The following is a 25,048-nucleotide window of genomic DNA, read 5'->3' as shown; positions in this document are numbered from 1 at the left end:
ACTACAGGTTACTCGCGTGGGAGACCATTTGCTGTGCCAAAAGTGAATAAATAAATACCAGTTAATAACCGCACATTTTCCAGTCATTTGTCGGTCGAGGATCAAGATGCGTATAAATTTCCGATTGCAGATACAGTGCCTGGCGGTAGCCGGGATACTGGCGTTGAACGGCTGCGGTGGTTCAGACACCTCTCCGTCGCTTTCGAACAAGGCGCAAGCCGGTGTGCCCGGACCCGCGTCCGGCGCCGCGGTCGTGCCGCCGGCCGCACCGGCCGTGGCCAATCCGTCCATCAGCAAGACCGTATCGCCGGTCGAGTTACCGGACACGGTCACGCCGCTCAACTACAAGCTGTGGTTCCGCCCGAACCCGGCGCTGTCTTCGTTCGACGGTCGAGCGGATGTCGAGATCAAGGTGCTCAAGCCGGTCAATGCGATCGTGATCGCGGGGCACCGCATCAAGTTCGTCAACGGCAAGATCACGCTGCAACCGGGCAACGTGGATCTGATCGCGACACCGCAGGACGATGGCGACCACTATCAGTTGCGCCCTGTCAGTGGACAGATCGCGGCCGGTACGTACTCGCTGCATATGGAGTGGTCCGGGATCATCAACTTCAAAACCTACGACGACCCGGTGAAGAAGACCGGCGGTAGTTGCGGCGACGATCACTATCCGGGTTGCTCGGCGGCAGAAGGCGTGTTCCGCGTCGATCTGAAATCGACCGACGGCACCACGAGCGGCGCGATCCTCACGCAAGGCGAAACCGACCTCGCGCGGCAATGGTTCCCCGGCTGGGACGAACCCGCGTTCCGTCCGACCTACGAGGTCAGCGCGGAAGTGCCGCAGAACTGGCGCGTGGTATCGAACGCGGCGGAGCTGCCGGCGGTGAACGTCGACAGCGGCTACAAGCTCGTGTCGTTCGAGAAGACCCCGCCGATGCCGTCGTACCTGCTGTTCTTCGGCGGCGGCCAGTTCGACGTGCTCGAGGACGACTTTACGAGCCCGTTGCCCGACGGCAAGGGTCTGCATCTGCGCTTCTTCACGCCGCCCGGCATGAAGGACTGGGCGAAACCCGCGATGACAGAAACCAAGCAGGCGCTCGACTACTACTATCGCTACACGGGCATCCCGCTGCCGCTCAAGAAGTTCGACACGATCGCTGCGAACGATGCGTTCAAGGCGCAGAAGGATCTGAACTTCGGCGGTATGGAGAACTGGGGGGCGATTCTCGAGTTCGCCGATGACATCCTGCCGCCGCCGGGCACGCCGATGTCCGGCTACGGCCTGGTTGTGTTGACGCATGAAGCATCGCATCAGTGGTTCGGCGATCTCGTCACGCTCGACTGGTGGGATGACGTGTGGCTCAACGAGTCGTTTGCGACGTTCTTCGAAACCAAGACGAAGATCCGCTTCTTCCCGGACCGCTTCAACTGGGTCAGCGAAGTGCAGGACAAGTACGACGTGATCTCCGCGGATCTGAGTTCGTCGGCGTTCCCGGTGCAACCGAACTTCAATGCGTGGGCCTCGAACGACTTCGTGTTGAATGCGAGTACGTTCACGTATAGCAAGGGCGGTCATGTACTGAAGATGCTCGAGAACTACCTCGGCGAAGACGTACTCCGTAAGGGCCTGCAACAGTACCTGGCGGATTATCAACTGGGTAATGGCACGCCGAAGCGTCTGTGGGATGAGCTGTCGGGCGCAAGCGGTCAGCAGATGGGTCCGATCGGCGACAGCTTCGTGCGGCAAACCGGTGTCCCGCTGGTGTCGCTCGACACGCAATGCGATCTGACGAAAAACCAGACCGTCGTGACGTTGAAGCAGTCGCCGTATCCGAACCAGAACCAGTACCCGGGTACGCAGTGGACCGTTCCGCTGACGCTCGCTTACGGCAACGGCCTCACGAACCGCAAGACGATCGCGCTGAAGGACACGCAGATGCAGGTGCGGCTCGACGGTTGTTCCGCGGTGCTGGCCGATCCGAGCGGGCTCGACTACTACGTGACGAATTACGGCGACAATGCGTGGAGCCAGTTGATGACCCAGGGCAGCGCATTGCAGGACCCGGTGTTGTTGACCAACCTGCAGATGGAAGCGGCGCTGCTCGTGAAGTCGGGTCTTGCCGCACCGTCGCGGGCGACGAGTATCGGCTCGATCAATCCGGCGGCGCTTGCTGTGATGCGTCAGCAGTTCAAGCCGGTGCAGCACGTAGAAGTACCGTCGCAACAACGTCCGATGATCCGCTTCCAGGGGCAGTTCAAGCTGCGTCAGAAGACGGAGTAAACGCTACGCCCGCATGACGTGATGCGGGCCGCGAGTTGAACGCGGGGCCGGGACCGGTGCGATGCACTGGCCTCGGCCCCGCTTCGTTTTGTGCCGGTTTACAGCGGAATTTCCGTCGTCGACAGAATTTCCTTCAACACCATGAAGCTGCGGATCTGCCGCACGCCGGGCAGATACAGCAGTTGTTCCGCGTGCAGCCGGTTGAAGCTGTCGCTGTCGCGGGTGCGCACCAGCATGAAGTAATCGAATTCGCCGGTTACGACGTGGCACTCCATACAACCCACCACCTTGCGCGCCGCTTTCTCGAACGCGGCAAACGACTCCGGCGTCGAGCGGTCGAGCACGAAGCCGATCACGACGAGCATTCCCGCACCGAGTCCCTCCGGATCGAGCAGCGCGACGACCCGGCGTATCAATCCTGCTTCCTTCAGCCGTTCGACGCGCCGCAGGCATGCGGGCGCGCTCAGCTTGACGCGCGCGGCGAGGTTCACGTTCGAGATCGATGCGTCCTGCTGCAACTGCTTGAGAATCGCACGGTCGATCCGGTCGAGCGCCGGCTGGGCCTGAGCGGTGCGTTCGGGAAGGCGGCGAAATTTTGTTGCGCACATGGTGGCCTTTGAAAAATTTTAGAAACTATCCCGACTGATGAGTACCGAAAAAATCGGTATGGCACATTAAATTCGCAAGCTCATTTTGCCAGCAATTTCCTACCATGTATCGATCGCGGCGACACCTGCACCACACGCGTGCGCTTGATCATCCCGTCCCGCGCCCATCGACGAACCCGAGGCTTCCCATGAACCTGAAACGCTTCTCCCGCTATCCGCTGACTTTCGGTCCGACGCCGATCCAGCCGCTGCCCCGGCTATCCGAACATCTGGGCGGCAAAGTACAGCTCTATGCGAAGCGCGAGGATTGCAACAGCGGCCTCGCGTTCGGCGGCAACAAGACGCGCAAGCTCGAATACCTGATTCCTGAAGCACTCGCGCAGGGATGCGACACGCTGGTGTCGATAGGCGGCATCCAGTCGAACCAGACCCGCCAGGTCGCGGCAGTCGCCGCGCATCTCGGCATGAAATGCGTGCTCGTGCAGGAGAACTGGGTCAACTATTCGGACGCGGTGTACGACCGGGTCGGCAATATCCAGATGTCGCGCATCATGGGTGCCGACGTGCGGCTCGTGCCGGACGGCTTCGACATCGGGTTTCGCAAGAGCTGGGAAGAGGCGCTGCAGAGTGTGCGCGATGCGGGCGGCAAGCCGTATGCGATTCCGGCCGGTTGCTCGGATCATCCGCTGGGCGGTCTCGGCTTCGTCGGTTTTGCCGAAGAAGTGCGGCAGCAGGAGGCGGAACTGGGGTTCCGTTTCGACTATATCGTCGTGTGCTCGGTGACGGGCAGCACGCAGGCCGGCATGGTGGTCGGCTTTGCCGCGGATGGACGCGCGGACCGCGTGATCGGTATCGACGCCTCCGCGAAACCCGAGCAGACGCGCGAACAGATTCTGCGTATCGCGCGCAACACCGCGGAACAGGTCGATCTGGGTCGCGACATCGTGGCGCAGGATGTGGTGCTCGACGTTCGTTACGGCGGCCCCGAGTACGGTTTGCCGAGTGAAGGGACGCTCGAGGCGATCCGGCTTTGCGCACGCTTCGAAGGCGTATTGACCGATCCCGTCTACGAAGGAAAGTCGATGCACGGAATGATCGACAAGGTGCGCCGCGGTGAATTTCCGGAGGGATCGAAGGTGCTGTATGCGCATCTTGGCGGTGTGCCGGCATTGAGCGCGTATAGCTTCATTTTCCGCGACGGTTAAGGTTAAGTAGCGCTAGTCGGTTGCGGATTGAACGCTTCGGTTCATCACACGATGGCCGAAGCGCAGCGGCTTCGGCCGCCAGTATCACGTTGTGACTGGTTGTGCGTTCGTCCACGTGTCGCGATGCTTCAGCGCGAACAGCGTCATCGCCCAGAATGGAACCCACCACGCGAGGTCGCTGAATGCCACGAACCAGCCGCTTCTCCATTCGAACACGCCCGTCAGCGCGCCATAGAAGAACCCCGCGGGGCCCAGCGTCTTGCCGACGAGGCCCACGACGACCAGCGGCCAGTAACGCAACAGATCCTGCGCGGCGATCCAGTAAGCGAGCGCATAGACGCCGACCATCATGCCGATGCAGCGGACGATTGCGTCCGGAGTGGCCGGCATCGCGAGCCAGTTGAAGATCTGTGCGGGCCATAGGCTGAGCGCGACTGCATAGGCGAGGTTGTAGAGCGCGGCGAGCCGCAGCGCTAGGGTCATCCATGCTGGAGCCGTGTAACGGCGTAGCAGATCGTTCACGATGAATACTCCGGAGAAAGATCGCGTTCGTCGATCGCGAGTATGCCGTCGTAACGCAGCAGATAACCGAGGCGGGCAACCCGGATGCGGACATCGCAGCGAAAGCGTTCACTGTCGATGGCGCGTTCGATGGCGAAAACACGCAAGCCCGGCAACGGCATGCCGGCCAGCGTAACGCGACGACTGACCTGACGTATCCGCCCAGACGCATCGAGCGAGGTTTCCAGATGCAGCACCAGCAGTCCCATGCGCTCTATCACGAGCGAACTGCGAGCGTTGCCCAGCCGGCTGACAAGCCGCTTGCCACCGATGTTGCGCTGCCAGCGCTCGCTGCCGGCTTGCGGCGTAATCGCGACTTCGCAGGGCGCTGCATCCGAACGACGTGGCAGCGCCGAAAAGCGCAACAACGTACGCAGCCAGGGCGACGCACTCCAGCGAACCCGCAGCGTTCCCTTCAGACGAACACCGGACGCACAATGCACGCGTTGCAAAACCGGCGGCATGCGGGCGAAGGTGGGCCCCAGGATCGTTTCGTACAGGCCGGACGAATCGTGGGTTTGTTGGGCGAGCGTGAGGCTAGTGGCGTTCATGATGTCCCTTCGGTTGACCAAGCAGATCTTCGAGTGCGAGTTGCAGCGTCGGAAAACGGAAGACGTAGCCTTCCTTCTGCAAGCGGGCCGGCACCGCGCGCAGGCCATCGAGCAGCAGCGTCGCCTGTTCGCCGAGCATGACGCGCAACGGCCAGGCGGGTGTCGGCAGCCACGTGGGGCGGCGCAGGAGGCGTGCGGCGGCGCGCACCAGGCTGACCTGAGTCGGTGTTTCGGGCGCCACCAGGTTGTAGATTGCAACCGGCTCGGCAGTTTCCGCTTCGGCGTTCCTGCACAGCCACGCGATAACACCGAGAACATCGTCGAGATGAATCCAGCTTTGTGCCTGGCGGCCGCTGCCCATCGGACCGCCGATGCCGAGCCGCACCGGAATCAGCAGCGAAGGCAGGGCGCCGCGATAGCCGTACACCACGCCGAGGCGCAGGATCGCGAGCGGAATGCCGAGTGCCTTGACCGCTTGCGCTTCGCGTTCCCATTCGTAGCACAGTTGCGAGGTGAACACTGCTTGCGGAAGGCTCGTTTCGGTGCGCGCACTCAGGTCGTCGTCGGGCTGCGTGCCGTAGTAGCCGACGGCAGAACCGTTGATCAGCAAGCGCGGCCGATGCGTAGCCAGCGCGAGCCATGCCGTCAGCGCGCGGGTGGTACCGGTGCGGCTCTCCATCAGGCCGCGCTTGCGTGCCGCGCTCCAGCGCGGCCCGAGGATGGGAGCGCCTGCCAGGTTGATCACGACGTCGAAGCGGGTGGCCGCGTCGAGTTCGGCGAGCGAGCCGACGCAGGCCACCCGGCCGTCGAATTGCAGCGCTGCGTGACGCGGTTTGCGCGCCCAGATCGTGACGCGATGTCCATCTGCGAGTAGTGCGCGGACCAGCGCCTCGCCGATGAAGCCGGTTGCGCCGGTCAGCAGGAACGATTGAGCGCGGCGGTCCGCCGGCGGGCCGGCGAAATCGAAGTGCGGCGTGGCGTCGGCTCGCGCATGACGAGCCGCAAGCGCACGGCTTGCCAGCGCATCGCGAAGCGCGGAGATCCACACGCCGACAGCGAGCACGCTGAGCGCCCAGCTGCGCCATCCGTGCACGTCGGGGTGCAAGCCCGAAGGTAGATGCCACCAGATCTGCGAGTGCCAGGCCAGCAGACCGAAGATCACCCCGCCGTTAATGGCGAGCAGCGTGTGTGTGACGCGCTCGCTGGCGGGCAGGCTGCGGGTTTCGTCTTCGACGACAAAGTCGCGCAGCGTCAGCAGTATTTCGATCGCGACGAGGCTCCAGAGCGGAATCAGCCACAGGCCACCCCAGACAAACCAGGCAAGGCCGATGAACAGCACACCGTAGAGGGCGGCGCGAATTGCATGCAGGCGCAATTCCGGCGCCGCACCGCGCTGCTGCGGCAATGCGCAGCGCAATTCGTGGTGCCAGACGGTGTCGAATGCGCCCATCAAACCCTGCACGACGAGCAGGGTGAGCACGAGGCTATGGAGGGGGCTGCCGGTTGGACTCATCGCGCGCATCCTTGTTGTTTGTTCACAATTGGTATTTTATGTATTCAGATATTTCTGTCAAGACAGAAATATCTGAATACAACTATGTCAGTTGCAAACCGTGTTGCATACTGAACCCGGGCAAAATATTCCTCAAACGAATATTTGCAAATTATTCTCCAAATGAATATTTGTATTTTATTCCTGTTAAGAATATAGTGCGAATATTCGTTAGCGGAATATCGACCATGAAACTCATTGTCAGCACGCCGGCGCAACTGGGCGAAATTCTTTCGTCGGCAAGAAAGGCGCTAGGGCTTACCCAGGCCGAAGCGGCGTCGCGGGTCGGCATCGGGCAACCGCGGCTCTCGCTGCTCGAAACGACCAGTACGGCCACGATTACGCTGAACCAGATGCTCGCGTTGACGGCACTCTACGACCTCGAGCTGTGCGTGCAATCGAAAGACGAGGGCAGCGTTGGTAGCGCCCAGGCGCAGTGGTGATCATGGGTCGCAAATCCCGCTCACGAGCACTATCGATCTGGGCCAATGGCCAGCATGTCGGCACATGGCGTATTCCGACGCGCGGCGACATGGAACTGCACTACGAAGCCGCGTGGAAGGTTTCCGCCGAGGGGCGGCCGCTTTCGCTGTCGTTGCCGTTCGGTCTCGGCGACACGCTGCTCAAGGGCGACCGCGTGCGCAACTACTTCGACAATCTGTTGCCCGACAGCCAGGCGATCCGCCGCCGGCTCGCCGCACGTTTCAAAACCGAAACCGTCGAGGCCTTCGACCTGTTGCAGGCAATCGGTCGCGATTGCGTCGGGGCGGTGCAATTGCTGGACGAGGACCAGGCACCGGAGAATGTCGAGCGCATCGAAGGCACACCGCTGTCGGACGCGGACATTGCTCGCCTGCTCGATGAAACGACCGGCCCGGCCATCGGTGCGGGGGACGACGACGATTTTCGCATCTCGATCGCCGGCGCCCAGGAAAAGACCGCGCTCCTGTTTCACAAGGGGCGGTGGATGCGCCCGCATGGCGCGACACCCACGACGCATATCCTCAAGCTGCCACTCGGTCTGGTTGGCAACAAGCGGGCCGATCTGAGTACGTCGGTTGAAAACGAGTGGTTGTGTCTGGCAATTTTGCGCGCTTACGGACTGCCTGTGCCGGACAGCGAGATTCTGCGGTTCGGTGCGCACAAGGTGCTGTCGGTGACGCGCTTCGACCGCATCCTGCATCCACGCAGGCAGCGTCTGCTGCGGTTGCCGCAGGAGGATTTCTGTCAGGTGCTCGGTATCGCGCCGCACCTGAAGTACGAAGCGGACGGCGGCCCCGGCATGCGTGATATCGCCGCGATCTTGCGCCAGTCGACTGAGGCACGCACCGACATCGAGACCTTGCTCGCCGCGCAGATTCTGTTCTGGATGCTCGCGGCGCCGGACGGTCACGCGAAGAATTTCAGCCTGCATCTGCTGCCCGGCGGCCGCTTCCGGATGACGCCGCTCTACGATGTGATGTCGATCTGGCCCGTGGAAGGCAGCGGCGCGAACCAGTGGTCCTGGCATAAGGCGAAGCTCGCGATGGCCGTCGCGGGCAAGAACCGGCATTACCTGATGCGCAACGTGATGCGCCGCCATTTCAACGCGATGGCGCCGCTTTGCTACTACGGTCCGAACGCGGAGCCGATCATCGAGCGCTTGCTCGAAGCGACGCCGACGGTGATTGAAAGCGTCTCGTCAGCGCTGCCTGAAAGCTTTCCGCGGAGAGTGGCGGACCGTATTCTCGGCGGCCTGCAGGAGTCGGCTAAACGGCTCGCCGGGATGCCCGAAGTTTGAGCGGATCATGCGTGTCGGCGGGTGGCGTGCCGATGCCGGCGCGTACCGGTTCCCACCGCCTATTGCGTATCGCACGGAGTAGCCGGCGTCGCGAGTACAATTGAGGCTTTTATAGATTGGCAGGGCGTTATGGGCTTTGAACAACTGGCCGCGCTGAAGGCGCAACTGACGAAGCAGGCGGCACAAAAGTCGGCAGAAAAGTCAGCGCAGAAGGCGGCACAACGGTCGGCGAAGCCGTCGTCCAAGCCGTCCGACAAACGGGCAACTGATCGAACAGCCGAGCGAACAACTGAGCAGTCAACCGGGCAGTCAGCCCGGCCGTCGGCTAAACCGTCTTCCGAACCGTCAACCCGGCCGTCGGCTAAACCGCCGCGCGCACCGCGCCCGGCGCCGGCTGCGAAGTCCAAACCGGTCGATCCGGTGGTACTGACGTTCGCCCGCTTGCAGAAGCGTTTCCCGCTCGCGTTCCCGAAGAACCCCGCGCCGAAGGTGCCGCTGAAGGTCGGTATTTTCGAGGATCTGCTGGCGCACGCGCAGGAGTTGTCGGTCGACGAAACAGGCTTGCGCGACGCACTCCGGACGTGGTGCCGCGGCAGCCGCTACTGGGCATGCATGGTCGAAGGCACGATGCGGGTGGATCTCGAAGGCAAGGAAGCGGGGCAGGTCACGCGCTCCGATGCAGTGCGTGCGCTGGCCCTGAAGAACGGGCGCGCCGCGAGACCGGCGCGCAAGGATCCTAAAGACGCAGCCGATAGTAAAGAAGCCGCTCAAGACGTCAATCAAGAGGCCGCTAAAGAAACTGAAGCGGTCAGCGGCAAGTCCGAAACTGCTGAAACCAGCGAATCGCAAACGGGCACCTGACCACGCCTGCTGGACCACGAAGGTGCATATTCTTTTTGCATCGGCCGGTAACCATCATTCCCGTTTTGTCGAGAACGGATGTTGGGCCGGCCGCTTCGTGCAATACCCGCTCATCGCAGCCGGCCTTCGCATCTAGTTGCGCCCGCCATTCGCCTTCACGACCTGCCCATTGACCCAACCGCTCCCTGCGCTCGCCAGGAACGAGACGATCTGGGCGATATCGTCGGGCTGGCCCAGACGGCCGAGCGGAATATCCGCAATCGCGCGCCGGATCACTTCTTCGGATCGACCGGTTAGAAACAGCTCTGTCGCGACCGGCCCCGGTGCGACCGCATTCACGGTGACGCCGCGGGCGCCGAGTTCTTTGGCGAGCACGTGGGTCAGCGCTTCCACAGCGGCCTTGGTGGCCGCATAAACGGCCACATTGGGCAGATACGCACCGATGATGCTCGTCGACATATTGACGATGCGGCCACCGTTGCGCACACGTTTTGCGCCTTCGCGCATGCCGTTGAAACTCCCCGTGAGATTGACCGCAATCTGATGCTGGAAGTCTTCGTCGCTGACTTCGGCTAGCGGCGAGACCTTGCTGATGCCGGCGTTGTTGACGAGCACGTCCACGGGCCCAAACTCGTTTTCTGCCACGTCGAAGAGGGCGCGCATCGCCGCGGCATCGGATACGTCGGCGTGGACTGCGATCGCTGCTCCGCCGGCCGACCGGATCGACGCGACGACTTCGTCAGCCTCCGCCGAACTCGTTGCGTAGTTGACGATGGTCGCAAAGCCATCCGCAGCGAGCCGCCTCGCGATCGCGGCACCGATGCCTTTGGATGCACCCGTCACGATAGCGGTGCGAATAGCCTGATTCATTGCGTTTCTTCCTGAAAGAGCTTCTGCCACTTGTCCTGCTGCATGTCTTCACGCGTGTTGATCTCGATCAGCACGCCACCCGGTGCGCGACAGAAAAATCGCGAGCCGCGCGTGTTGTTGAAGACAGCTGTTTCCATCTGCACCCCACTTTCGAGGAATTCCTGATAGAGCGTCTGGACGTTTTCCAGTGTGTCGACTTCGAGGCCGAAGTGGAAGTTGTGCGGCCAGACCGGCGCTTCCTTGTCTTCGACCTGTTCGAGCACGATGTCGAAGCCGTTACGCTTGAGCAGGCAGTGCTGACCGGCCGCGACGATCTCGCAGCCGAGGTATTGTTCGAAGAACGCAGCGGTCTCGGCTGCATTTGCGGTGGGAAAACTCAGGTGGTTGAGTCTCGCCTGTTGACGAAGATTCATGGTGGACCTCACAAGATGTCGGTTACTGTGCAGGCGCGCTCGCCGGTTCTGTTCTATCCGGCGATGCTTTCCGGACGCTGCACCATGACGTGAATTTTGCGAGTAATTGCTCGATTTTTAAACTCGCTTTAGGCGTGTCGATTCGATCGGCGCGAGAGCCAATGCCGGCGCGGGTTTGCGGGAAGCGTTCGGCGCGAAAACGAATACTTACTCGCTTTTTCAGATCGCGAGAAGGTGGTGCGGCATTGAGGTTCCGTACCGCGCGAGTTGAAATCGAACGATGTGAGACCAAACGGCTAGGGGGATCGCTTGGGCCGCGCCCGCGAGGATTCAACCGGCGGCGCATCGACGATACCGAGGTAGCCAGACAGAGCGCGGCTCACACGATGTTCCAGCGGGCCACGACGCACCTCGCCGCGCTCTCCCGCCGCATCGGTGAGGGCGCGCAGTATGGCGAGCACATCGTCCGTTGCGATCTCAAGGTTGTCTTGCGGCGGCATATCGCTACGGGACAGAATCTCCCGCATCAACTCATGAAAAGCCGCCTGGGAAGCCGCCAGTTCTTTCGCAATGGCAGGACGACCTTCCTCGAAATCGAGCGCGCGGGCAAGTGCCGGGCGGCGTAGTTGCTGGCGCACGGATACGGATATCAGGTATTCCAGCGCCGTTTGTCCCGTCGGTTGATCGAGCGCATCTTCGGCCTCGGCGAAGAACGCTGTTTGCGCCTGCTGACTGAGCGCGACGATCAGCGCATCCTTGTTTGGGAAGTATTGATAAAGCGTGCCGACGCTCACGCCCGCGCGCTGCGCGACCAGATTGGTATTGAGCCCCTCCATGCCGCGAATTTCCAGAATACTGGCCGCGGCCTCCAGAATCGCGTTGACGGTGTTTTCCGCACGCGACTGCTGCGGTACCTTGCGCGGTTTCAGCGAGGGGCGTCTCTTCGTCGTCAAGGCTTCGTCCGTTTAAAAGCGAGCAATAGCTCTGATTCTACAAGCTTTGGGACGATGGAATTGACCGGCCGACAATAACCGGGATGACGGCGCAATGCAGTGAGACGAGTTCGTCTGCCACGCGCGAACCGCCGTTAGCTGCTTAACGCGATTCCCGCGGACCGTGACCGGTCCATCGCTTGAACGCACGCCGGAAGTTGTGCGAATCGCTAAAGCCGACCTCGTAGGCGATTTCCTCGATCGACAGCCGCGGCGTACTCAACAACGCCAGCGCCCGCGCATGACGAATGTTGTCCAGCACGGCCTGATACGAGACGCCGCTCTCGGCGAGCCGGCGCCGCAACGTGCGATCGCTCATGCACAGTTGCGCCGCGACCTGGCCGAGCGTTGGCGGATTGCGCAGATCGCGTCGCACGATCCGTTCGATCGATTCGATAAATTCAGCGCCGGTGTCTTCCTGCGATACCGTCATCTGCAGCACTTCGAGTGCCTGGCGGTTGCTGAGCGGATCGTAAGTTGCAAGCGGCCGTGCGAGCCACGATGCATCGCAGACCACGGCGTTACGCTTTTGCCCGAACAGTACCGGGCATTTGAAAAACTGCTCGTACTTCTCCGCATAAGCGGGCCGTGGATAGCTCAACTCGACCGAGTTGAACCGGAAGTCTTCTCCGACCAGCGCTTGAGCAACCTTGGGGAAACTACCGAACGCCTCTTCCACGAGAAACATTTCGATGTCGGGTTCGTGGAAGCGGCTGATGGCGTAGAGCGTGAGGCTGTTTTCATTCTGTTCGACATCGAAATCGAGCAGTGCCCCCGTGTAGTTCTGCATCTTCATGCCGAGCATGATGGCATCGCCGAACGTCGGGGAGGTGAGCATCGCATAGCCGACCAGCCCGATCGATGCGATGGTTTCAGCGGTGCCGATGCGCAGCCCGAGGCCCTGTTCTGGAGACAGCTCGATTGCGCGGCGGATCATTGCGCTCGCCTGCCGGAACGACAGGCGACAGTCCGGGTTCGAGAGGTCCGCGACTTCGAACCCGAGCCCCATGCACAGGCGCGTCGGGTCGATGCCGAGATCCTCGCTCATACCGGCGATGAACCGCAACATGTAGACCTGCAGGTTGGCAATCGTATATTGGCCGGTCGCGTCCATCGTCGCTTTATACCTTCTTTTTTCCCGCTGCGCGACACCTGCGGTCTTGTGCGTCCGGCGGCACTGCCGTTCCTGCGGTGAGCCAGAATTCATGTTGCGGCGCCCGCAGGCCGGATCAGAAGTAATGACGCAAGCCAGCCATCACACCGAGCTGCGTGCTACTGACTGTCGGCGACTGGCCATTCACACCAACGAACTGCGCACCGATCATGCCGCCGCGATACATCGAGTAATCGGCTTCCGCGTACAGCATGGTGCGCTTGGACAGCGTGTAGCCCCCCACGACCTGGTACTGATGCGCCCAACCGTTGTAGTCGGAGGTGTAGCCGGTCTGCTTGGTCCACCAGCCGTTCACCGCGACGGTCACCGCCGGCGTGAAGCGGTAGGTGAGGCCCGCAAGAATCATCTTGCGCTTGTCGAAGCCGCCCGGGATGTTGGGGTCGACGACCTGCGCCGGCGAAATGATCCCGAGGGCGGCCAGGTCGATCGAGTTGAACGGGCCATTGCCGAAGTTCGTGAAGGCGTTGTCGCGCGCGTTCTCGATGTAGCCCGCGTTGACGGTGAAATTGCCGAGGCTGTACGAGCCGCCGCCGGTATAGATATCGAACTTCGCATTCGTGATGTCGTCGCGGCTACGCAGGAAAGAGGCGGAGGCCTTGAACGGACCTTTTTCCGGTGCGTACGCGATCGAGGCGCCGAGCTGACTGCCCTGGCCGCCGCCGCCCGCCTGGCCACCGGGCGCGTATTGCGCGAGGAAGATCACGCTGCCGAGCTGCGCGCCGTACTGGATCATGTTGCTCGTGCGGCCGGCGGCGAGCATCGTCTGCTCAGGTTTGAACAGATTGGAGTAGGGATCCTGAGGGCCTAACCACAGGTTCGAACCGTACGCGATCGTCGTGCCTTCAAACGCCACGTTGTATTGCCGACCGAGCGAAAGCTGACCGAGCGTGGGCGACAGCAGCGCCACATACGAAATCTGGAAGAAGTTCACCGAACCTGCCGGCGTGATGCCACCGCTGCTCGGATCGAAATGGCTTTCCAGATCGAATGACGCCTGCATGCCGCCGCCGAGATCTTCCTGGCCTTTCAATCCCCAGTAGCTTTCCGTGAGGCCGCCGCCGGTGGTCGTCGAAAACTGCTTGCCGGTCGAAACGGGTGCGCCGTCCGGGCCGTAAGTGACACCGTGGGTCTGGTAGCGCAACCCGGCGTCGACGACGCCATAGAGCGTGATACTGCTTTGCGCCCAGGCTGCACTGCAGCACAGCGGAAGAGCCATACACAACAAGGTCTGCTTTTTCATTTGGCGATCGTCTCCCTGGTTATTGACTACATGGCGGACCGACTGGTCGTGCCACCTGCAAGGGCACGTCGACGCGACCAGGGCACTGCGTTTTCCGCGTATTTCGTGGAGCTTCTTTTCTAGCGATTGCTTCTGCGACCTGCTGCGCGCGATCGTTATGCGCAGCGCATCAATCACGGCAACGCGCAGTGTCGAATCAGGCCACTTCGTTCTTGTTCGTGTGGCCACACACTCGACCGCGCCATTCTCCTCAGCCAGAATTTAAGGAGTCAAATTTCAATGCGCCGGGGCTAAAGCGGCCATTCGCATGGTTCATTCCGGCCATCGTGTGTCCGCGAACCCAAAACCGTCATACATCGTGCAGCGTCAATGTGTTGCATTAGATTGCACCACGGCCGCGAGCGGTGTGAGTGTGGTTTTCACGCACATCGCTTGCATTTAAGCGCCTTCGATGATTAGCGAAGGCGCACCGTGCCGTAGATCGCGCAAAGCGAACTGCCAGTTGCGCGATCAGGAGAGCTGATGTCCGCCGGTTTGCAGGTTGTGCGCAGTTGCACCACGCAACGCAAGCCAGACGAACGGCACCGCGGCCGCCACGCCGATGCACAACACATACGCGAAGTGCATGCCGCCGTACTGCGTGAACAGATCGCCCGCTACCGCGGTGCCGACGCCGCCGCCGATAAACGTGACCACGACGGTCCGCGCAACCAGCGAACCATCCGGGTCGACTTCGGAGAGCAGCCCGGTCAGGAACGGAATGATCGCGAAGAACGCGCAGTTCAATGCCAACTGGCTCAGGAAGTAGGACTTGTTGCCGGTCGAACCGAAGAACCAGATCAGCGAGCCGATCATCACCATTTGCGCCACGAAGATGATCGCGAGCCGATGTTTGCGGCTTGATCGTTGCGACGGGATCACCGCACCGGCGAAACCGAGCAGCGACGACAGCGAGAGCAGGATGCCGACAGTCCATGTCGACAGACCCGCATGCGAACCGACGATTCCGGCAACCGCCCATTGCGACGCCTGCACGCCATAGATCAGCACCGTGACGGCCCAGATGGTCAGCACGAGTTTGAGCGGCAACTTGTTGCGCGAACGCGCTTGCGTCACATGCCGCGCAAATTCACCGATACCGTGAATGGCGGGCGCCATCACGATGCACACGCCGACCAGCAGCATGAACACGCCTTGCCCGAGCCACTCGGAAGGCAGGTACGAAATCACAACGAGAATGCCGCCGTTGATGATCCCCGCGATGACGTTTATCTGCCCCCACAGCCGGTCCGCCGAGGCGCGCTGCGAGATGCCCGACGCGACGACGACGAACAGCACGCCCTCGAAGATGCCGGTCACACCGCGCACGATACCGATCAGCAGCACGGTCGGTGCGACGATGCTGAGCGCCTGTCCCACGATCGTGCCGAGCACGCCCGCGATCGTGAAGAACCCCGCGGCACGCGAAATCCAGCGCGGCAGCAAGGCGCAACTCAGTGCTACACCGAGAATCTCGACGCCCGCTACCTGGGTTGCAATGCCTTCCGAGAGATGAAACCGCAGCATGACCGCTGCCACGAGAAACGGCGTGAGGATCATCCCGTTCGTGGCGATCGCGTAGGCGAGCGACAGGCGGGCCACCGAGCTTTTTGGCAACTCGGCACGGAGTGCCGCGGGAGCAATGGAGACTGTCGAGTTCATCGAGTCATCCTTGTTGTCGAAGTCAAAGGGTCGCGTGGGCGACGACAGGTTTTATTTCAAGGCATCAATTCCGATAGCTTTCCGCAAGCTGCTGCGGCGCGCTCACGCGTGACAGACCGAACAGGTCGCGCAAATATGGCGTGAGAAACCGTCCCTGCGGATCCATGCGTTCACGCAACGCGAGAAAGTCATCCCAGCGCGGATAAAGCTTCGAAAAATCCTGTGCGGTCAGCGCGTGCACCTTGCCCCAATGCGGCCGTCCGCCATGATTCATGCAGATCGCCTGTACACCCGCAAAATACGCTTCATAGGGCATGCCGACATACTGGTGTACGGAGATGCGCACGCTGTCGCGACCGTAGTCGGGGCTTAGCCAGATATCGTCGCCGCGCACCCAGCGGTACTCGAGCGGAAACATCAACGGGAACGATTTGCGCGCGATGAACGCCTGGATCTCGCGCAGCGCATCGGCACCGCGATGCGCCGGCACCGACCATTCCATTTCGTTAAAGCGTATGCGCCGCACGGTGGACAAAGACGAATGACTTGGATCGACCTGCTGCCCCGGTGAGATCAGCGACGCGCACAAGCGGCTGATCGACGGGCACAGCGAGGGCATCGTCTTGCCCAACCCGCACAGCAGACCGAACGCAGTGTTCTCGAGCAGTTCCTCGTTGATGTAGCGCTTCCAGTGCATCTGATCGACGGGTTCGTCTGTCACGTTCCATGCTTTCGTCATCACCGTGTCGGTATGCGGCAACCAGTAGAGTTCGAACGAACGGTTATTCGCGATCAGCGAGTCGGTTTGCGCGAGACATTCCTCGAGGTCCATCTTCGCGCGCTGCAACTTGAGTTTGAACGACGGCACCAGATTCAGATCGATCTCGGTGAGCACACCGAGCACACCGAGTCCGATCCGGCCACCTTCGAACAGGTCCGCGTTTTCCTCGGGTGAGGCGACGACTTCGTTGCCGTCAGGCGTCGTGAAGCGAAGCGCTGCGATCTGCGTCGAGAGATTGCCGAGCGTAATGCCGGTGCCATGGGTTCCGGTACTCGTTGCTCCGGCGATCGACTGCACATTGATGTCGCCGAGATTCTCCATCGCGAAGCCATGCTCCGCGAGCGCCGCGCCGAGCGTGTAGAGCCGCGTGCCGGCATGCACACGCGCGACGCGGCGCGTTGCGTCGACGTGAATCAGACCCTGCAGATTGTCGAGCGACAGGATCACACCGTCGGTCTGCGCCAGCGGCGAAAACGAATGTCCGGCTCCGACCACGCGTACCGGTGCCTGTGAACCGGCCGCACCGCGCAGCACATCGACCAGTTCGTCCCGCGATCCAGGTGTCTTGACCGTTGCCTTCGGGCTGCTTACGTACCCCGACCAGTTACGCCACATAATCCCCCGCCTCCTTTTATTGCGTCCGGAATTCCGCTCAGAAAAAACACTTGCCGTCGCCGCGATACGTCGTGACCTGGTCGACGACGCGCCCGCCGGTTATCAGCAGAAGCTCGTTAAAGCGTTCGCATAGTTCACCGGCTTTGGCGTGACGAAACAGCATCGGCTCGCCGATCTTCAGCGCAACCGAAGCGGGATGCCGCAACGGTGTCTGGACTTCACCGGCGCCTTCGTTGTCGATCAACGTGCAACCGGCGGGCAGCCATGGTTGCGGCAGACGGTTCTTGCCGATCGGACCGGACGCGATATAGCCACCGCCGGAGCAGGTGAAGATGCCGTCTTTGGGCAGGCGCGTGACGGGCAGCGCGAAACCTGCCGACGGCAACGCCTGGAATGACGCGTAGTGATCGAACAACGCGGGGGTGTAGAGTCCCGAACCGGCGGCGACCTCGGTGACCGACGGATCGCTTTTGGTGCTTTCGACGCTGCCGGTGCCACCGCCGTTGACGAAGCGCAGCGGATGCCCCGCGGCTGTGAGCGCCTGCACGACGTTGCGGCGTCGCGTATTGGTTTCGTCGATCGAGCGCCGCTTGAGCGAGCGCACGATCGCGTTCTTCAGTCCCTGTCCCGGCACCACGTCCATCAGCCCGGCGATCTGCCCTTCGTAGCCCATCAGCCCTTCGAGCCGCACGCCGGGACAGGCCGCGATGCCGTTTGCGAGAGCGACCGCGGTGGCGACGTCGTGGACCGGCGATCGATAGACGCCGAAGTAGATGCCAGGAAACGTGGACGACATGTCGAGATCGATCGATAGCGGAATGACGACGCCTTCGGCGCGCGCCAGCGCATCGATCTGCTCGACCTGCGCCATGCTGTCGACCATCAATGTGATCGAGCGCCCGTTGCGCAACTGCGCGGCGACGGCGCGCAGATCCTCGCGCTCCACCGACGGGTACGCCACAACGAGATCGTCGAGCCCCTGGCTCGCGAGCCAGGCCGCTTCCGCCGGCGAGTAGCACAGCAGACCGCGGATGAAATTGCCGGTAGCGAGCGCCAGGCGAATCATCGCTACTGAACGAACGGACTTGGTGACGAGACGGATCGGCATGCCGGCCGCGCGCACGCGCAGCCGTTCGAGGTTGATCCGGAAGTGATCGAGATCGATGAATGCGGCCGGCAACCGCTGTCCCGCGAGCGCGTCGCGGTAGTACGGGTAGTCGTGCTCCGGAAGTTCGGCAGGGCGGGAAACGGCGGCGCCGGTCATGAAAGGTCTCGGTAGTTTCAGGTTGCGTCGGTTGTGCAGGGAGACCGGTCGTGTGCGCATGGCAGTCGCGAATACGGTCTGCTACTGGGAGACGAGAATAGCGGCGGGCCTGTGCGCGACCAAGGGTGAACGCGGCCGTTAGATGGGTCTGATCCGGCCATGAAACGGCAGGGTTGACCCTAGGTAGCACCGCCCACGTGGCCGCAAATGCCGCCCGGAAATCGCCCGTAACCGACGTGTCGGGGCGTGCGCGGCCAATATATTATTGGCGGGTTTTCAGGTCGGAGAAGATGTCGGTGGCGCTGTCGTTCACGCGATAAACCGGGCGAACGGCTGGCCATATCAGCACGTTCCGACATGCAGACGAAATGCACCGTCCATACAATCTGCGCGCACGGCTGCAGACAATACATCTAGAAACGGGGTACCCGATGAGCAGTATTCAAACCTGGGCGGAGCATGCGACCGAGTCGCCGCGCCGCGATCTGTCGCATCCGTCTTCCGCCGCCGGCCAGCGTGCGGATAGACCCGCCGCGGGGGCGGTAACCACCATGCTGGGCGTGCTGATCGACGATCGCGAACTCGAGGCGCGCTTCGATGCATGCGCATGGGAATTCGATGCGTTGTCGCAACAACTCGACGAAGCACTCGATGCCGCGTTCACGCGAGGCGAACACGCGGCACGCGCCGATGTGCACGCGGTGCTCTTCGCCTTGTATGAACTGCACGTTGCGCCCGCGGCGAGCGAGCGCTGCGCGAATCAGTTCAACCCGTATCTGATCCGGCTGCGCAACGCGATCGAGCGACGCTGGTTCGCGAGCGAACTGCAACGCACGGCGCCGCTCGATGCGGCCGCGCGTTCGCCGGAAGGGCTCGTCGAGGCGATTCGCGCGGTGTCGGCGGGGCATCGCGCGTCGCATCATCCGTTGTTCGATTTTCTCGAGCGCGATGCGACGCGTGCGCAACTCGCGGCATTTTTCCGCAGCGACAGCGCGCTCAATGTCCGCTTCTTCGATCTGATCGTGCTGGCGCTGCTCGGTTCGGACCCATCGGTGCGCGGCGAACTGGCGCAGAACTTCTGGGACGAAGCGGGCAAAGGCGACACGCGACGCAGCCACGTCACGCTGTTTCGCAACCTGCTGCTCACAGCGGGCATCGAGCATGCCGCCGACGATCACGCGTCGTCGCTCGAATGGCAGGGGCTGGCCGGCTACAACGTGTTCATGATGACGGGCCTGAACCGCAGCCACGGTTTCCGTTCGCTTGGCGTGATGGCCGTTACGGAACTGCTCGACCCGCCGCAGTATGAAAAGCTCACGCGCGGTTGCCGGCGCATCGGTCTCGGCGCCGATGGCGAACTAGACTACTACGACGAACACGTAAGCATCGATGTGGTGCATGCGGAGGGTTGGCTCGCAAATGTGATCGTGCCGCTCGCGCGCAGCTTTCCCGCGAAGATGGACGATATCTTTATGGGCGCGCAGTGGCGGCTGAACACGTGTGCCGACTACTACGACCGGCTACACGCGAAGCTTTTGAAAATGGTTTGAAAGCTTTCTTTGGCTGCAGTGAAAAGGCCGCCCGAACCATGCGTCGCGCGCTATTTCGGGCAGTTTTTCCGACTCCAGCAGAGGTTGATTGCGGCCGTAAGCGTTCCGTAAATAATTGTCAAAAATAATTCAATGAAATACTGTGTGGACCCCATCGCGTACGTAAATCCTTCTGTATAGAATGCGCCGACACTTAGGGTTCGGGTCGTGCAAACGGCCAGTGCGCTTGTGTGGCGACCGTTGCGGGGTCAACGGTGAGTAAGATGTTGAATCAGGCACCCCGCGTGCCGGATATCGTTCAGGTGGCGGTGCGAGCATGGGGTGAGAGGTGCGTTCGCCGCGCGATGAAATCGATACCAGTCCGCGGGCTTGCAATATTGCGTCTTCCTAGTCTCGAATCACAATGCCAATTACGCAGAAAACCGAAGCCGATAAACGGCACAAGCGGCACAAACGGCAAGTACTCATCGATACAGCCACATCGCTGTTTTCGCAGAACGGCTATCGCGCGGTTGGTATCGACCGGATCATCGCGGAGTCGGGCGTCGCGAAGATGACGCTCTATAACCACTTCCCGTCGAAATCCGAACTTGTACTCGAAGTGCTGCGGCAGCGCGAGGAAAGCGCAGCCGTATCGCTGCGCGAATTCGTCGATCGCTATGTCGTGCCGCTCGAACGTCTGAAGGCGATTTTTCTGTGGCATGAGGCGTGGTTCAGCGAGCAGACCTTCTGCGGCTGCATGTTCATCAACGCTGCATCCGAGTTTCCCGATCGGACCGATGCTATCCACTGCGCGTCCGCCTCGCAGAAGCGGCAGGTTACGGCGCTGCTCGGCACACTGCTCGGCGAGATGTTTGCCCACGACGTGGCGGCCCGGCTTGCCGAGCAGTTTCTGATCTTGATCGACGGCGCGACTGTGACGGCGCAGATTTCGGGGCGGCCGGACTCGGCGATGCTGGCTTGGGATATTGCGCGGCAACTGATTGCAGGCGCGACAGCACAGGCACCGGTGGGCACACCGACGGGCGATGCCACCGCGTAAGCGCGAGCGCGGATTACCGGTGGCGATACGTATGGCTTCCTGAACGATTGCCGCAGCCGGGCGATGCCACGACTCGCCGGCGCTGCCACCGGACAAATGTTCCGTACCATCCGACATGTGGCTGCAACAGGCGCCGGGTAGTCTCGCCCGACATCCACCGGTTTCTGTGCGGAAGACCAGATGAACATTCAGTCAACTGAGCCGACCGTGACGGTAACGGTCGAAGAACTGGAGCGCGATCCAGAAGGCGTTCTGGGGCAGGCTGCACAGACCGTGGTAGCCATTTGCACGCAGGGCGAACCGGTTGCCGTGCTCGTGTCGTTCGACGTATGGAACATGTATGTCCGGCAACTGGAGATGCATGGCATCGATCTGCAGGATGGCCGACGGGTCGTGAAACGCGCGCTGCCCCATTGAGCGGTGCGCACAATGCACGTTCAACAGCGGGGTGCCCCGACCCTGCAGACCGGTTTCGGACGGCGGCTTACACGTCGTGCGTCACGCGGTTTCACCCTGATCGAAGTCCTGATCGCGCTCGCGATCGTTGCCATTGCGCTGGGCGCGGTGCTGCGCGCGATCGGCTCACTCGCCTCGGATACCGAAAGTGCGCGTGCGCGGTTACTCGCGCTCTGGAGCGCCGACAATGCGCTCAGCGATGTGCGCATTTCTTCCGGCTGGCCGCCGGTCGGGCGCAGCATGTTTGCTTGCCCACAGGGGCAATACCGTTTTGTTTGCCGGCAGATCGTCACGGCGCTTGGCAGTCCGCTCGTGCGTCAGGTGGCGGTGAGTGTTTATCCGTCGGCGTCGAGCAGCATAGTGCTCGCCGAAGTTGTCACGGTGGTGCAGGATGAAACACGGCACTGAACCGCGCCGGCCGGAGCGCACGCGCGGCTTTACGCTGATCGAGATGCTGGTCGCGATCGCGCTGCTTGCCGTGATCGCGTTGCTGTCCTGGCGTGGGCTCGATGCGACCATTCGCGGTCGTGACGACATCGTGACAGCGCTCGGTCAGACGCGGTTGATCGGTCGGTGTTTCTCGCAACTGCAGTACGACCTGCTGAATCTGGTGACAGCCGACGAGGTTTTCGGGCCGCCGCTGCGTATGCGGCCCAACGAACTGGTGCTGGTCAGGCACCTGGGCGTGGGCGGCGGGCCGACGGAGGTGCAGGTCGTGCGCTATCAGCTCAAAGGGCGCCAGCTTGTGCGCAGCGCTTCGCAGCCGCTCGGCTCGCTTGCCGAACTTGAGGATGCTTTGCATCACATGGACAAGTTCGCGAGCGTGGTGGTGAGCAATAGCGCGCGCTCGATGCAACTGGCAGTGTGGATTTCGCCCGGTGGCTGGACATCCAACCAGTCCGAAGTCGAAGCCACTTATGCCGGTTTTCTCGCACAGCACGGGGTAAGCAGTATCACTTCGCTCGGGATGCCGCTGCCGCGCGGCGTCCGCTTTGCCGTCACGATGGGCACCCCACCCGCCGAATTCGTCCGCACGATTCCGATCGGGCAGTAAGCGCCGGTGCGTCTGTTTGGCACACGCCGCGGCGCGCGAATCGACGCAATCGCGACGTAGGCACAGCGCAATCTCCATGCGGACTGCATATTCAAAATAAATGGTCCGTAACTTCCGTCACACGCCTGTTATCGCTCGTTCGCTACTCTGACCCCGGGAGCAGACCGTTGCACGACATCGGTTCAGGCGATCCGATGGTGCCCGGTGCCGCAATACGACGAGGGAGCGAACATGGAGGTCGAGTACCCGCAGGACGCCAGCGCAGGCGCAACCGTTACCGCTGCGGCGGTCAGGCAGCGGTCGGCGGCGAAGCTCTCGCGTGCAAGGGACTGGCATGGAGCAGGGCGTTTCGACGATGCCGCGCGCGAATACGAGGCGGTGCTGGCCGATGAGCCGGAGCACGCGCAGGCCTTGCATCTTTACGGTGTGCTGCAGTATCAGCGCGGCGCGGCGACTGAAGCGGAATCGTTTCTGCGCAGGTCGATTTCAGTCGAACCCCATCCGCGCGCGCATTCGGATCTCGGCGCGATACTTGCCGACAGCGGCCGCACCGATGAGGCGCTGATGCAGTTCAACGCCGCGTTGCGCATCGATTCGCGCGACGTGCAGACGCTGGTTCGGCAGGGCAATGCGTTGCTGGGTCTGCGTCGCTATGGGCCGGCGCTTGAAGTGTTCGACCGGGCACTCGCCGTGTCGCCGCTGGTTCTCGATGCGCTCTGCAATCGCGGTAGCGCGTTACGTGCGCTCGGCCGGCTTCAGGACGCGGTCGATACCTACGAGCGCGCACTGATGGTCGATCCGCGCTCGTTCGAATCGTGGTTCAACCGTGGGCTGGTTCTGCGCGATCTGCAGCGGCCGCTCGAAGCGCTGCAATGTTTCGAACGGGCCATCGAGATCAAACCCGGCATCGCAGCGATGCTGTCGGCGCGCGGTCAAACACTGGTCGATCTTGGGCGACTTGGCGAAGCGCTCACTGCATTCAACGAGACGATCGCGATTCAGCCCGACATGGTTGAAGCGATCTATAACAGCGCGGTCGCGCTTGAGCGGCTGGGTCGCGTGGAAGAAGCGATTGGGCGCTGCGAGCGGGTGCTTGCGCTGGAACCGCAGCATGCGCCGGCGCTTGCTTGCCGGGGTAACGCGTTGCTGCAGTTGAAGCGTTATGAAGCGGCGTTGGCGAGCTATGAGCTTGCGCTTGCAATCAAACCCGATGCATCCGAATTCCTCTGCAATCAAGGCACCGCACTGCGCTATCTGAGACGCTATGAAGAAGCGCTCGCCAGCTACGACGCAGCGCTTGCGCACAATCCCCGCTTTGCGGAAGCGTGGACCAACCGCAGCAGCGTATTGCAGGACCTGCATCGCTACGACGAAGCGATGACGTCACTGGACCGCGCGATGGAAATCAGACCCGAACATGCGACGAACTGGTTCAACCGCGGCAACGTGTACTACGAACTGGGTCGCACGGACGCGGCGCTTGCCGCCTACGATCGCGCGACCGAACTCGATGCCGATTACGCGGATGTTCATTTCGCACGCGGGTCCCTGTACCTGCTGCAGGGCGATTTCGCGAAGGGATGGGCGGAATACGAATGGCGTTTGCGCGACCCATCGCTGGCACGGTACTACCGCCCGTTTGTGCAACCGTTGTGGCGCGGTAGCGAGTCGCTCGATGGCAAAACGATCCTGATTCATGCGGAGCAGGGCTTCGGCGACACGTTGCAGTTCTGTCGCTACGCGCCGCAGCTTGCCGCGCTGGGCGCACAGGTGGTGCTCGAAGTGCCGCCGTCGCTGCGTACGTTGATGGCGTCGCTGCAGGGGCCGACGCAGGTACTCGCGAGAGGCGAACCGTTACCTGCGTTCGACTATCAATGCCCGCTGCTCAGCCTGCCGTTTGCGTTGCATACGGACATGGCAAGCATTCCGCAGCAGACCCCCTATCTCCACGCAGATCCGCAGCGTGTCCGGGAATGGGCCGAGCGGCTCGGCGACAAACGGCGCCCACGTGTCGGGATTGCGTGGTCCGGCAATCCCGAACATCGCAACGATCACAACCGGTCGATCGATCCCACATTGCTCGCACCGCTGCTTGAACTCGGTATCGAGTGGATCAGTTTGCAGAAGGTGGTGCGGGAGCAGGACGAAGCGTTCCTTGGCGATGCGCGCATCCAGCGTTTCGACGATGAACTCGGTGACTTCGCGGACACCGCCGCGCTGATGCAGTCGCTCGATCTGGTGATTGCAGTCGATACCGCGGTCGCGCATCTGGCCGGTGCCCTGGGCCGCCCCGTGTGGGTCCTGCTGCCGAATCCGCCCGAATGGCGCTGGCTGCTCGAACGTGACGACAGCCCGTGGTATCCCGGCGCGCGGCTGTTCCGCCAGTCTGTGCAGGGAGATTGGACTAGCGTCGTCGAAGCGGTACGGGCGGATCTTGGCCTGCTCGGCCGTTAGGTCTTTAGAGGCCGCCAGACTGGATATCGTCGTCGAACAA

General features: G+C 62.0%; 23 protein-coding genes. 11 read left to right on the top strand and 12 right to left on the bottom strand.

Annotated elements, in window-relative coordinates; genetic code table 11:
* The first annotated feature begins 106 nt into the window (after positions 1 to 106).
* Positions 107 to 2,284 (top strand): M1 family metallopeptidase, encoded by a 2,178-nt coding sequence (locus FNZ07_RS12190; protein WP_091006635.1) that lies wholly within the window; start codon positions 107 to 109, stop codon positions 2,282 to 2,284.
* Between the two features lie 98 nt (positions 2,285 to 2,382).
* Here the strand turns inward: FNZ07_RS12190 and FNZ07_RS12185 are convergent, their stop codons facing one another.
* Positions 2,383 to 2,892, bottom strand: a complete 510-nt coding sequence (locus FNZ07_RS12185; protein ID WP_091006633.1) for an Lrp/AsnC family transcriptional regulator — start codon at positions 2,890 to 2,892, stop codon at positions 2,383 to 2,385.
* A 188-nt stretch (positions 2,893 to 3,080) separates the two neighbouring features.
* Here FNZ07_RS12185 and FNZ07_RS12180 point away from each other — a divergent pair, with 188 nt between their 5' ends.
* Positions 3,081 to 4,097: a 1-aminocyclopropane-1-carboxylate deaminase gene (locus tag FNZ07_RS12180; RefSeq protein WP_091006630.1), complete on the top strand. Its 1,017-nt coding sequence runs from the start codon at positions 3,081 to 3,083 to the stop codon at positions 4,095 to 4,097.
* An 84-nt stretch (positions 4,098 to 4,181) separates the two neighbouring features.
* Here FNZ07_RS12180 and FNZ07_RS12175 read toward each other — a convergent pair whose 3' ends face one another.
* From FNZ07_RS12175 to FNZ07_RS12165, 3 genes are read right to left on the bottom strand one after another with little or no spacing between them, the layout of a single operon-like run.
* Positions 4,182 to 4,619: an alkyl hydroperoxide reductase gene (locus FNZ07_RS12175; protein WP_143098000.1), complete on the bottom strand. Its 438-nt coding sequence runs from the start codon at positions 4,617 to 4,619 to the stop codon at positions 4,182 to 4,184.
* Complete coding sequence (locus FNZ07_RS12170; RefSeq protein ID WP_170275727.1) at positions 4,616 to 5,209, bottom strand: DUF4166 domain-containing protein; 594 nt, start codon at positions 5,207 to 5,209, stop codon at positions 4,616 to 4,618. The genes FNZ07_RS12175 and FNZ07_RS12170 overlap by 4 nt, the downstream gene beginning before the upstream one ends.
* The gene (locus FNZ07_RS12165) at positions 5,196 to 6,722 is read right to left on the bottom strand and encodes a TIGR01777 family oxidoreductase (RefSeq protein WP_091006624.1); all 1,527 of its coding nucleotides are present in this window, start codon (positions 6,720 to 6,722) and stop codon (positions 5,196 to 5,198) included. Before FNZ07_RS12165 ends, FNZ07_RS12170 begins: the two co-directional genes overlap by 14 nt.
* Before the next feature lie 227 nt (positions 6,723 to 6,949).
* Between FNZ07_RS12165 and FNZ07_RS12160 the strand changes: the two genes are divergently transcribed.
* From FNZ07_RS12160 to FNZ07_RS12150, 3 genes are all read left to right on the top strand, one after another.
* Positions 6,950 to 7,204 (top strand): helix-turn-helix domain-containing protein, encoded by a 255-nt coding sequence (locus FNZ07_RS12160; protein WP_091006622.1) that lies wholly within the window; start codon positions 6,950 to 6,952, stop codon positions 7,202 to 7,204.
* A 2-nt stretch (positions 7,205 to 7,206) separates the two neighbouring features.
* A complete protein-coding gene (locus tag FNZ07_RS12155) occupies positions 7,207 to 8,541 on the top strand; it encodes a type II toxin-antitoxin system HipA family toxin (RefSeq protein ID WP_091006621.1) in 1,335 nt (444 codons plus the stop codon).
* A gap of 129 nt (positions 8,542 to 8,670) precedes the next feature.
* Positions 8,671 to 9,402 carry a ProQ/FinO family protein gene (locus tag FNZ07_RS12150; RefSeq protein ID WP_091006619.1) on the top strand — a complete coding sequence of 244 codons (732 nt, stop codon included), beginning with the start codon at positions 8,671 to 8,673 and terminating at the stop codon, positions 9,400 to 9,402.
* 132 nt (positions 9,403 to 9,534) lie between these two features.
* Here the strand turns inward: FNZ07_RS12150 and FNZ07_RS12145 are convergent, their stop codons facing one another.
* The 8 genes from FNZ07_RS12145 to FNZ07_RS12110 all read right to left on the bottom strand — a co-directional run bounded on the left by FNZ07_RS12145 (position 9,535) and on the right by FNZ07_RS12110 (position 18,452).
* A complete protein-coding gene (locus tag FNZ07_RS12145; protein WP_091006617.1) occupies positions 9,535 to 10,272 on the bottom strand; it encodes an SDR family oxidoreductase in 738 nt (245 codons plus the stop codon).
* Positions 10,269 to 10,685 (bottom strand): VOC family protein, encoded by a 417-nt coding sequence (locus FNZ07_RS12140; RefSeq protein WP_091006615.1) that lies wholly within the window; start codon positions 10,683 to 10,685, stop codon positions 10,269 to 10,271. Before FNZ07_RS12140 ends, FNZ07_RS12145 begins: the two co-directional genes overlap by 4 nt.
* Positions 10,686 to 10,981: 296 nt before the next feature.
* On the bottom strand, positions 10,982 to 11,638 hold the full coding sequence (locus FNZ07_RS12135; RefSeq protein WP_091006614.1) for a TetR/AcrR family transcriptional regulator: 657 nt from the start codon (positions 11,636 to 11,638) through the stop codon (positions 10,982 to 10,984).
* Between the two features lie 142 nt (positions 11,639 to 11,780).
* The gene (locus tag FNZ07_RS12130; RefSeq protein WP_091006611.1) at positions 11,781 to 12,791 is read right to left on the bottom strand and encodes an AraC family transcriptional regulator; all 1,011 of its coding nucleotides are present in this window, start codon (positions 12,789 to 12,791) and stop codon (positions 11,781 to 11,783) included.
* Between the two features lie 115 nt (positions 12,792 to 12,906).
* Entirely contained in the window at positions 12,907 to 14,091 is a 1,185-nt protein-coding gene (locus FNZ07_RS12125; RefSeq protein WP_091006609.1) for a porin, read from the bottom strand.
* Between the two features lie 510 nt (positions 14,092 to 14,601).
* Positions 14,602 to 15,792 (bottom strand): MFS transporter, encoded by a 1,191-nt coding sequence (locus tag FNZ07_RS12120; protein ID WP_170275726.1) that lies wholly within the window; start codon positions 15,790 to 15,792, stop codon positions 14,602 to 14,604.
* Between the two features lie 64 nt (positions 15,793 to 15,856).
* Entirely contained in the window at positions 15,857 to 17,188 is a 1,332-nt protein-coding gene (locus FNZ07_RS12115; RefSeq protein WP_091006608.1) for a D-arabinono-1,4-lactone oxidase, read from the bottom strand.
* 37 nt (positions 17,189 to 17,225) lie between these two features.
* Positions 17,226 to 18,452: an amino acid deaminase/aldolase gene (locus FNZ07_RS12110; protein ID WP_091006606.1), complete on the bottom strand. Its 1,227-nt coding sequence runs from the start codon at positions 18,450 to 18,452 to the stop codon at positions 17,226 to 17,228.
* 431 nt (positions 18,453 to 18,883) lie between these two features.
* Here FNZ07_RS12110 and FNZ07_RS12105 point away from each other — a divergent pair, with 431 nt between their 5' ends.
* The 6 genes from FNZ07_RS12105 (at position 18,884) to FNZ07_RS12080 (ending at position 25,008) form a co-directional block, all read left to right on the top strand.
* Positions 18,884 to 20,002, top strand: a complete 1,119-nt coding sequence (locus FNZ07_RS12105) for an iron-containing redox enzyme family protein (protein ID WP_170275725.1) — start codon at positions 18,884 to 18,886, stop codon at positions 20,000 to 20,002.
* 403 nt (positions 20,003 to 20,405) lie between these two features.
* Positions 20,406 to 21,044, top strand: a complete 639-nt coding sequence (locus FNZ07_RS12100; protein WP_091006603.1) for a TetR/AcrR family transcriptional regulator — start codon at positions 20,406 to 20,408, stop codon at positions 21,042 to 21,044.
* Positions 21,045 to 21,224: 180 nt separating this feature from the next.
* Entirely contained in the window at positions 21,225 to 21,461 is a 237-nt protein-coding gene (locus FNZ07_RS12095; RefSeq protein ID WP_091006601.1) for a hypothetical protein, read from the top strand.
* Between the two features lie 12 nt (positions 21,462 to 21,473).
* A complete protein-coding gene (gene gspI / locus FNZ07_RS12090; protein ID WP_091006599.1) occupies positions 21,474 to 21,908 on the top strand; it encodes a type II secretion system minor pseudopilin GspI in 435 nt (144 codons plus the stop codon).
* Positions 21,892 to 22,554 carry a PulJ/GspJ family protein gene (locus FNZ07_RS12085; RefSeq protein ID WP_091006597.1) on the top strand — a complete coding sequence of 221 codons (663 nt, stop codon included), beginning with the start codon at positions 21,892 to 21,894 and terminating at the stop codon, positions 22,552 to 22,554. Before gspI ends, FNZ07_RS12085 begins: the two co-directional genes overlap by 17 nt.
* A 231-nt stretch (positions 22,555 to 22,785) precedes the next feature.
* A complete protein-coding gene (locus FNZ07_RS12080; protein WP_091006595.1) occupies positions 22,786 to 25,008 on the top strand; it encodes a tetratricopeptide repeat protein in 2,223 nt (740 codons plus the stop codon).
* Positions 25,009 to 25,048: the final 40 nt, after the last annotated feature.

It is taken from the genome of Paraburkholderia megapolitana (assembly GCF_007556815.1).
GTDB classification, from domain to species: Bacteria; Pseudomonadota; Gammaproteobacteria; order Burkholderiales; family Burkholderiaceae; genus Paraburkholderia; species Paraburkholderia megapolitana.
The sequence above is the reverse complement of the archived record's forward strand: the minus strand, read 5'-3'. Positions and strand labels throughout refer to the sequence as shown.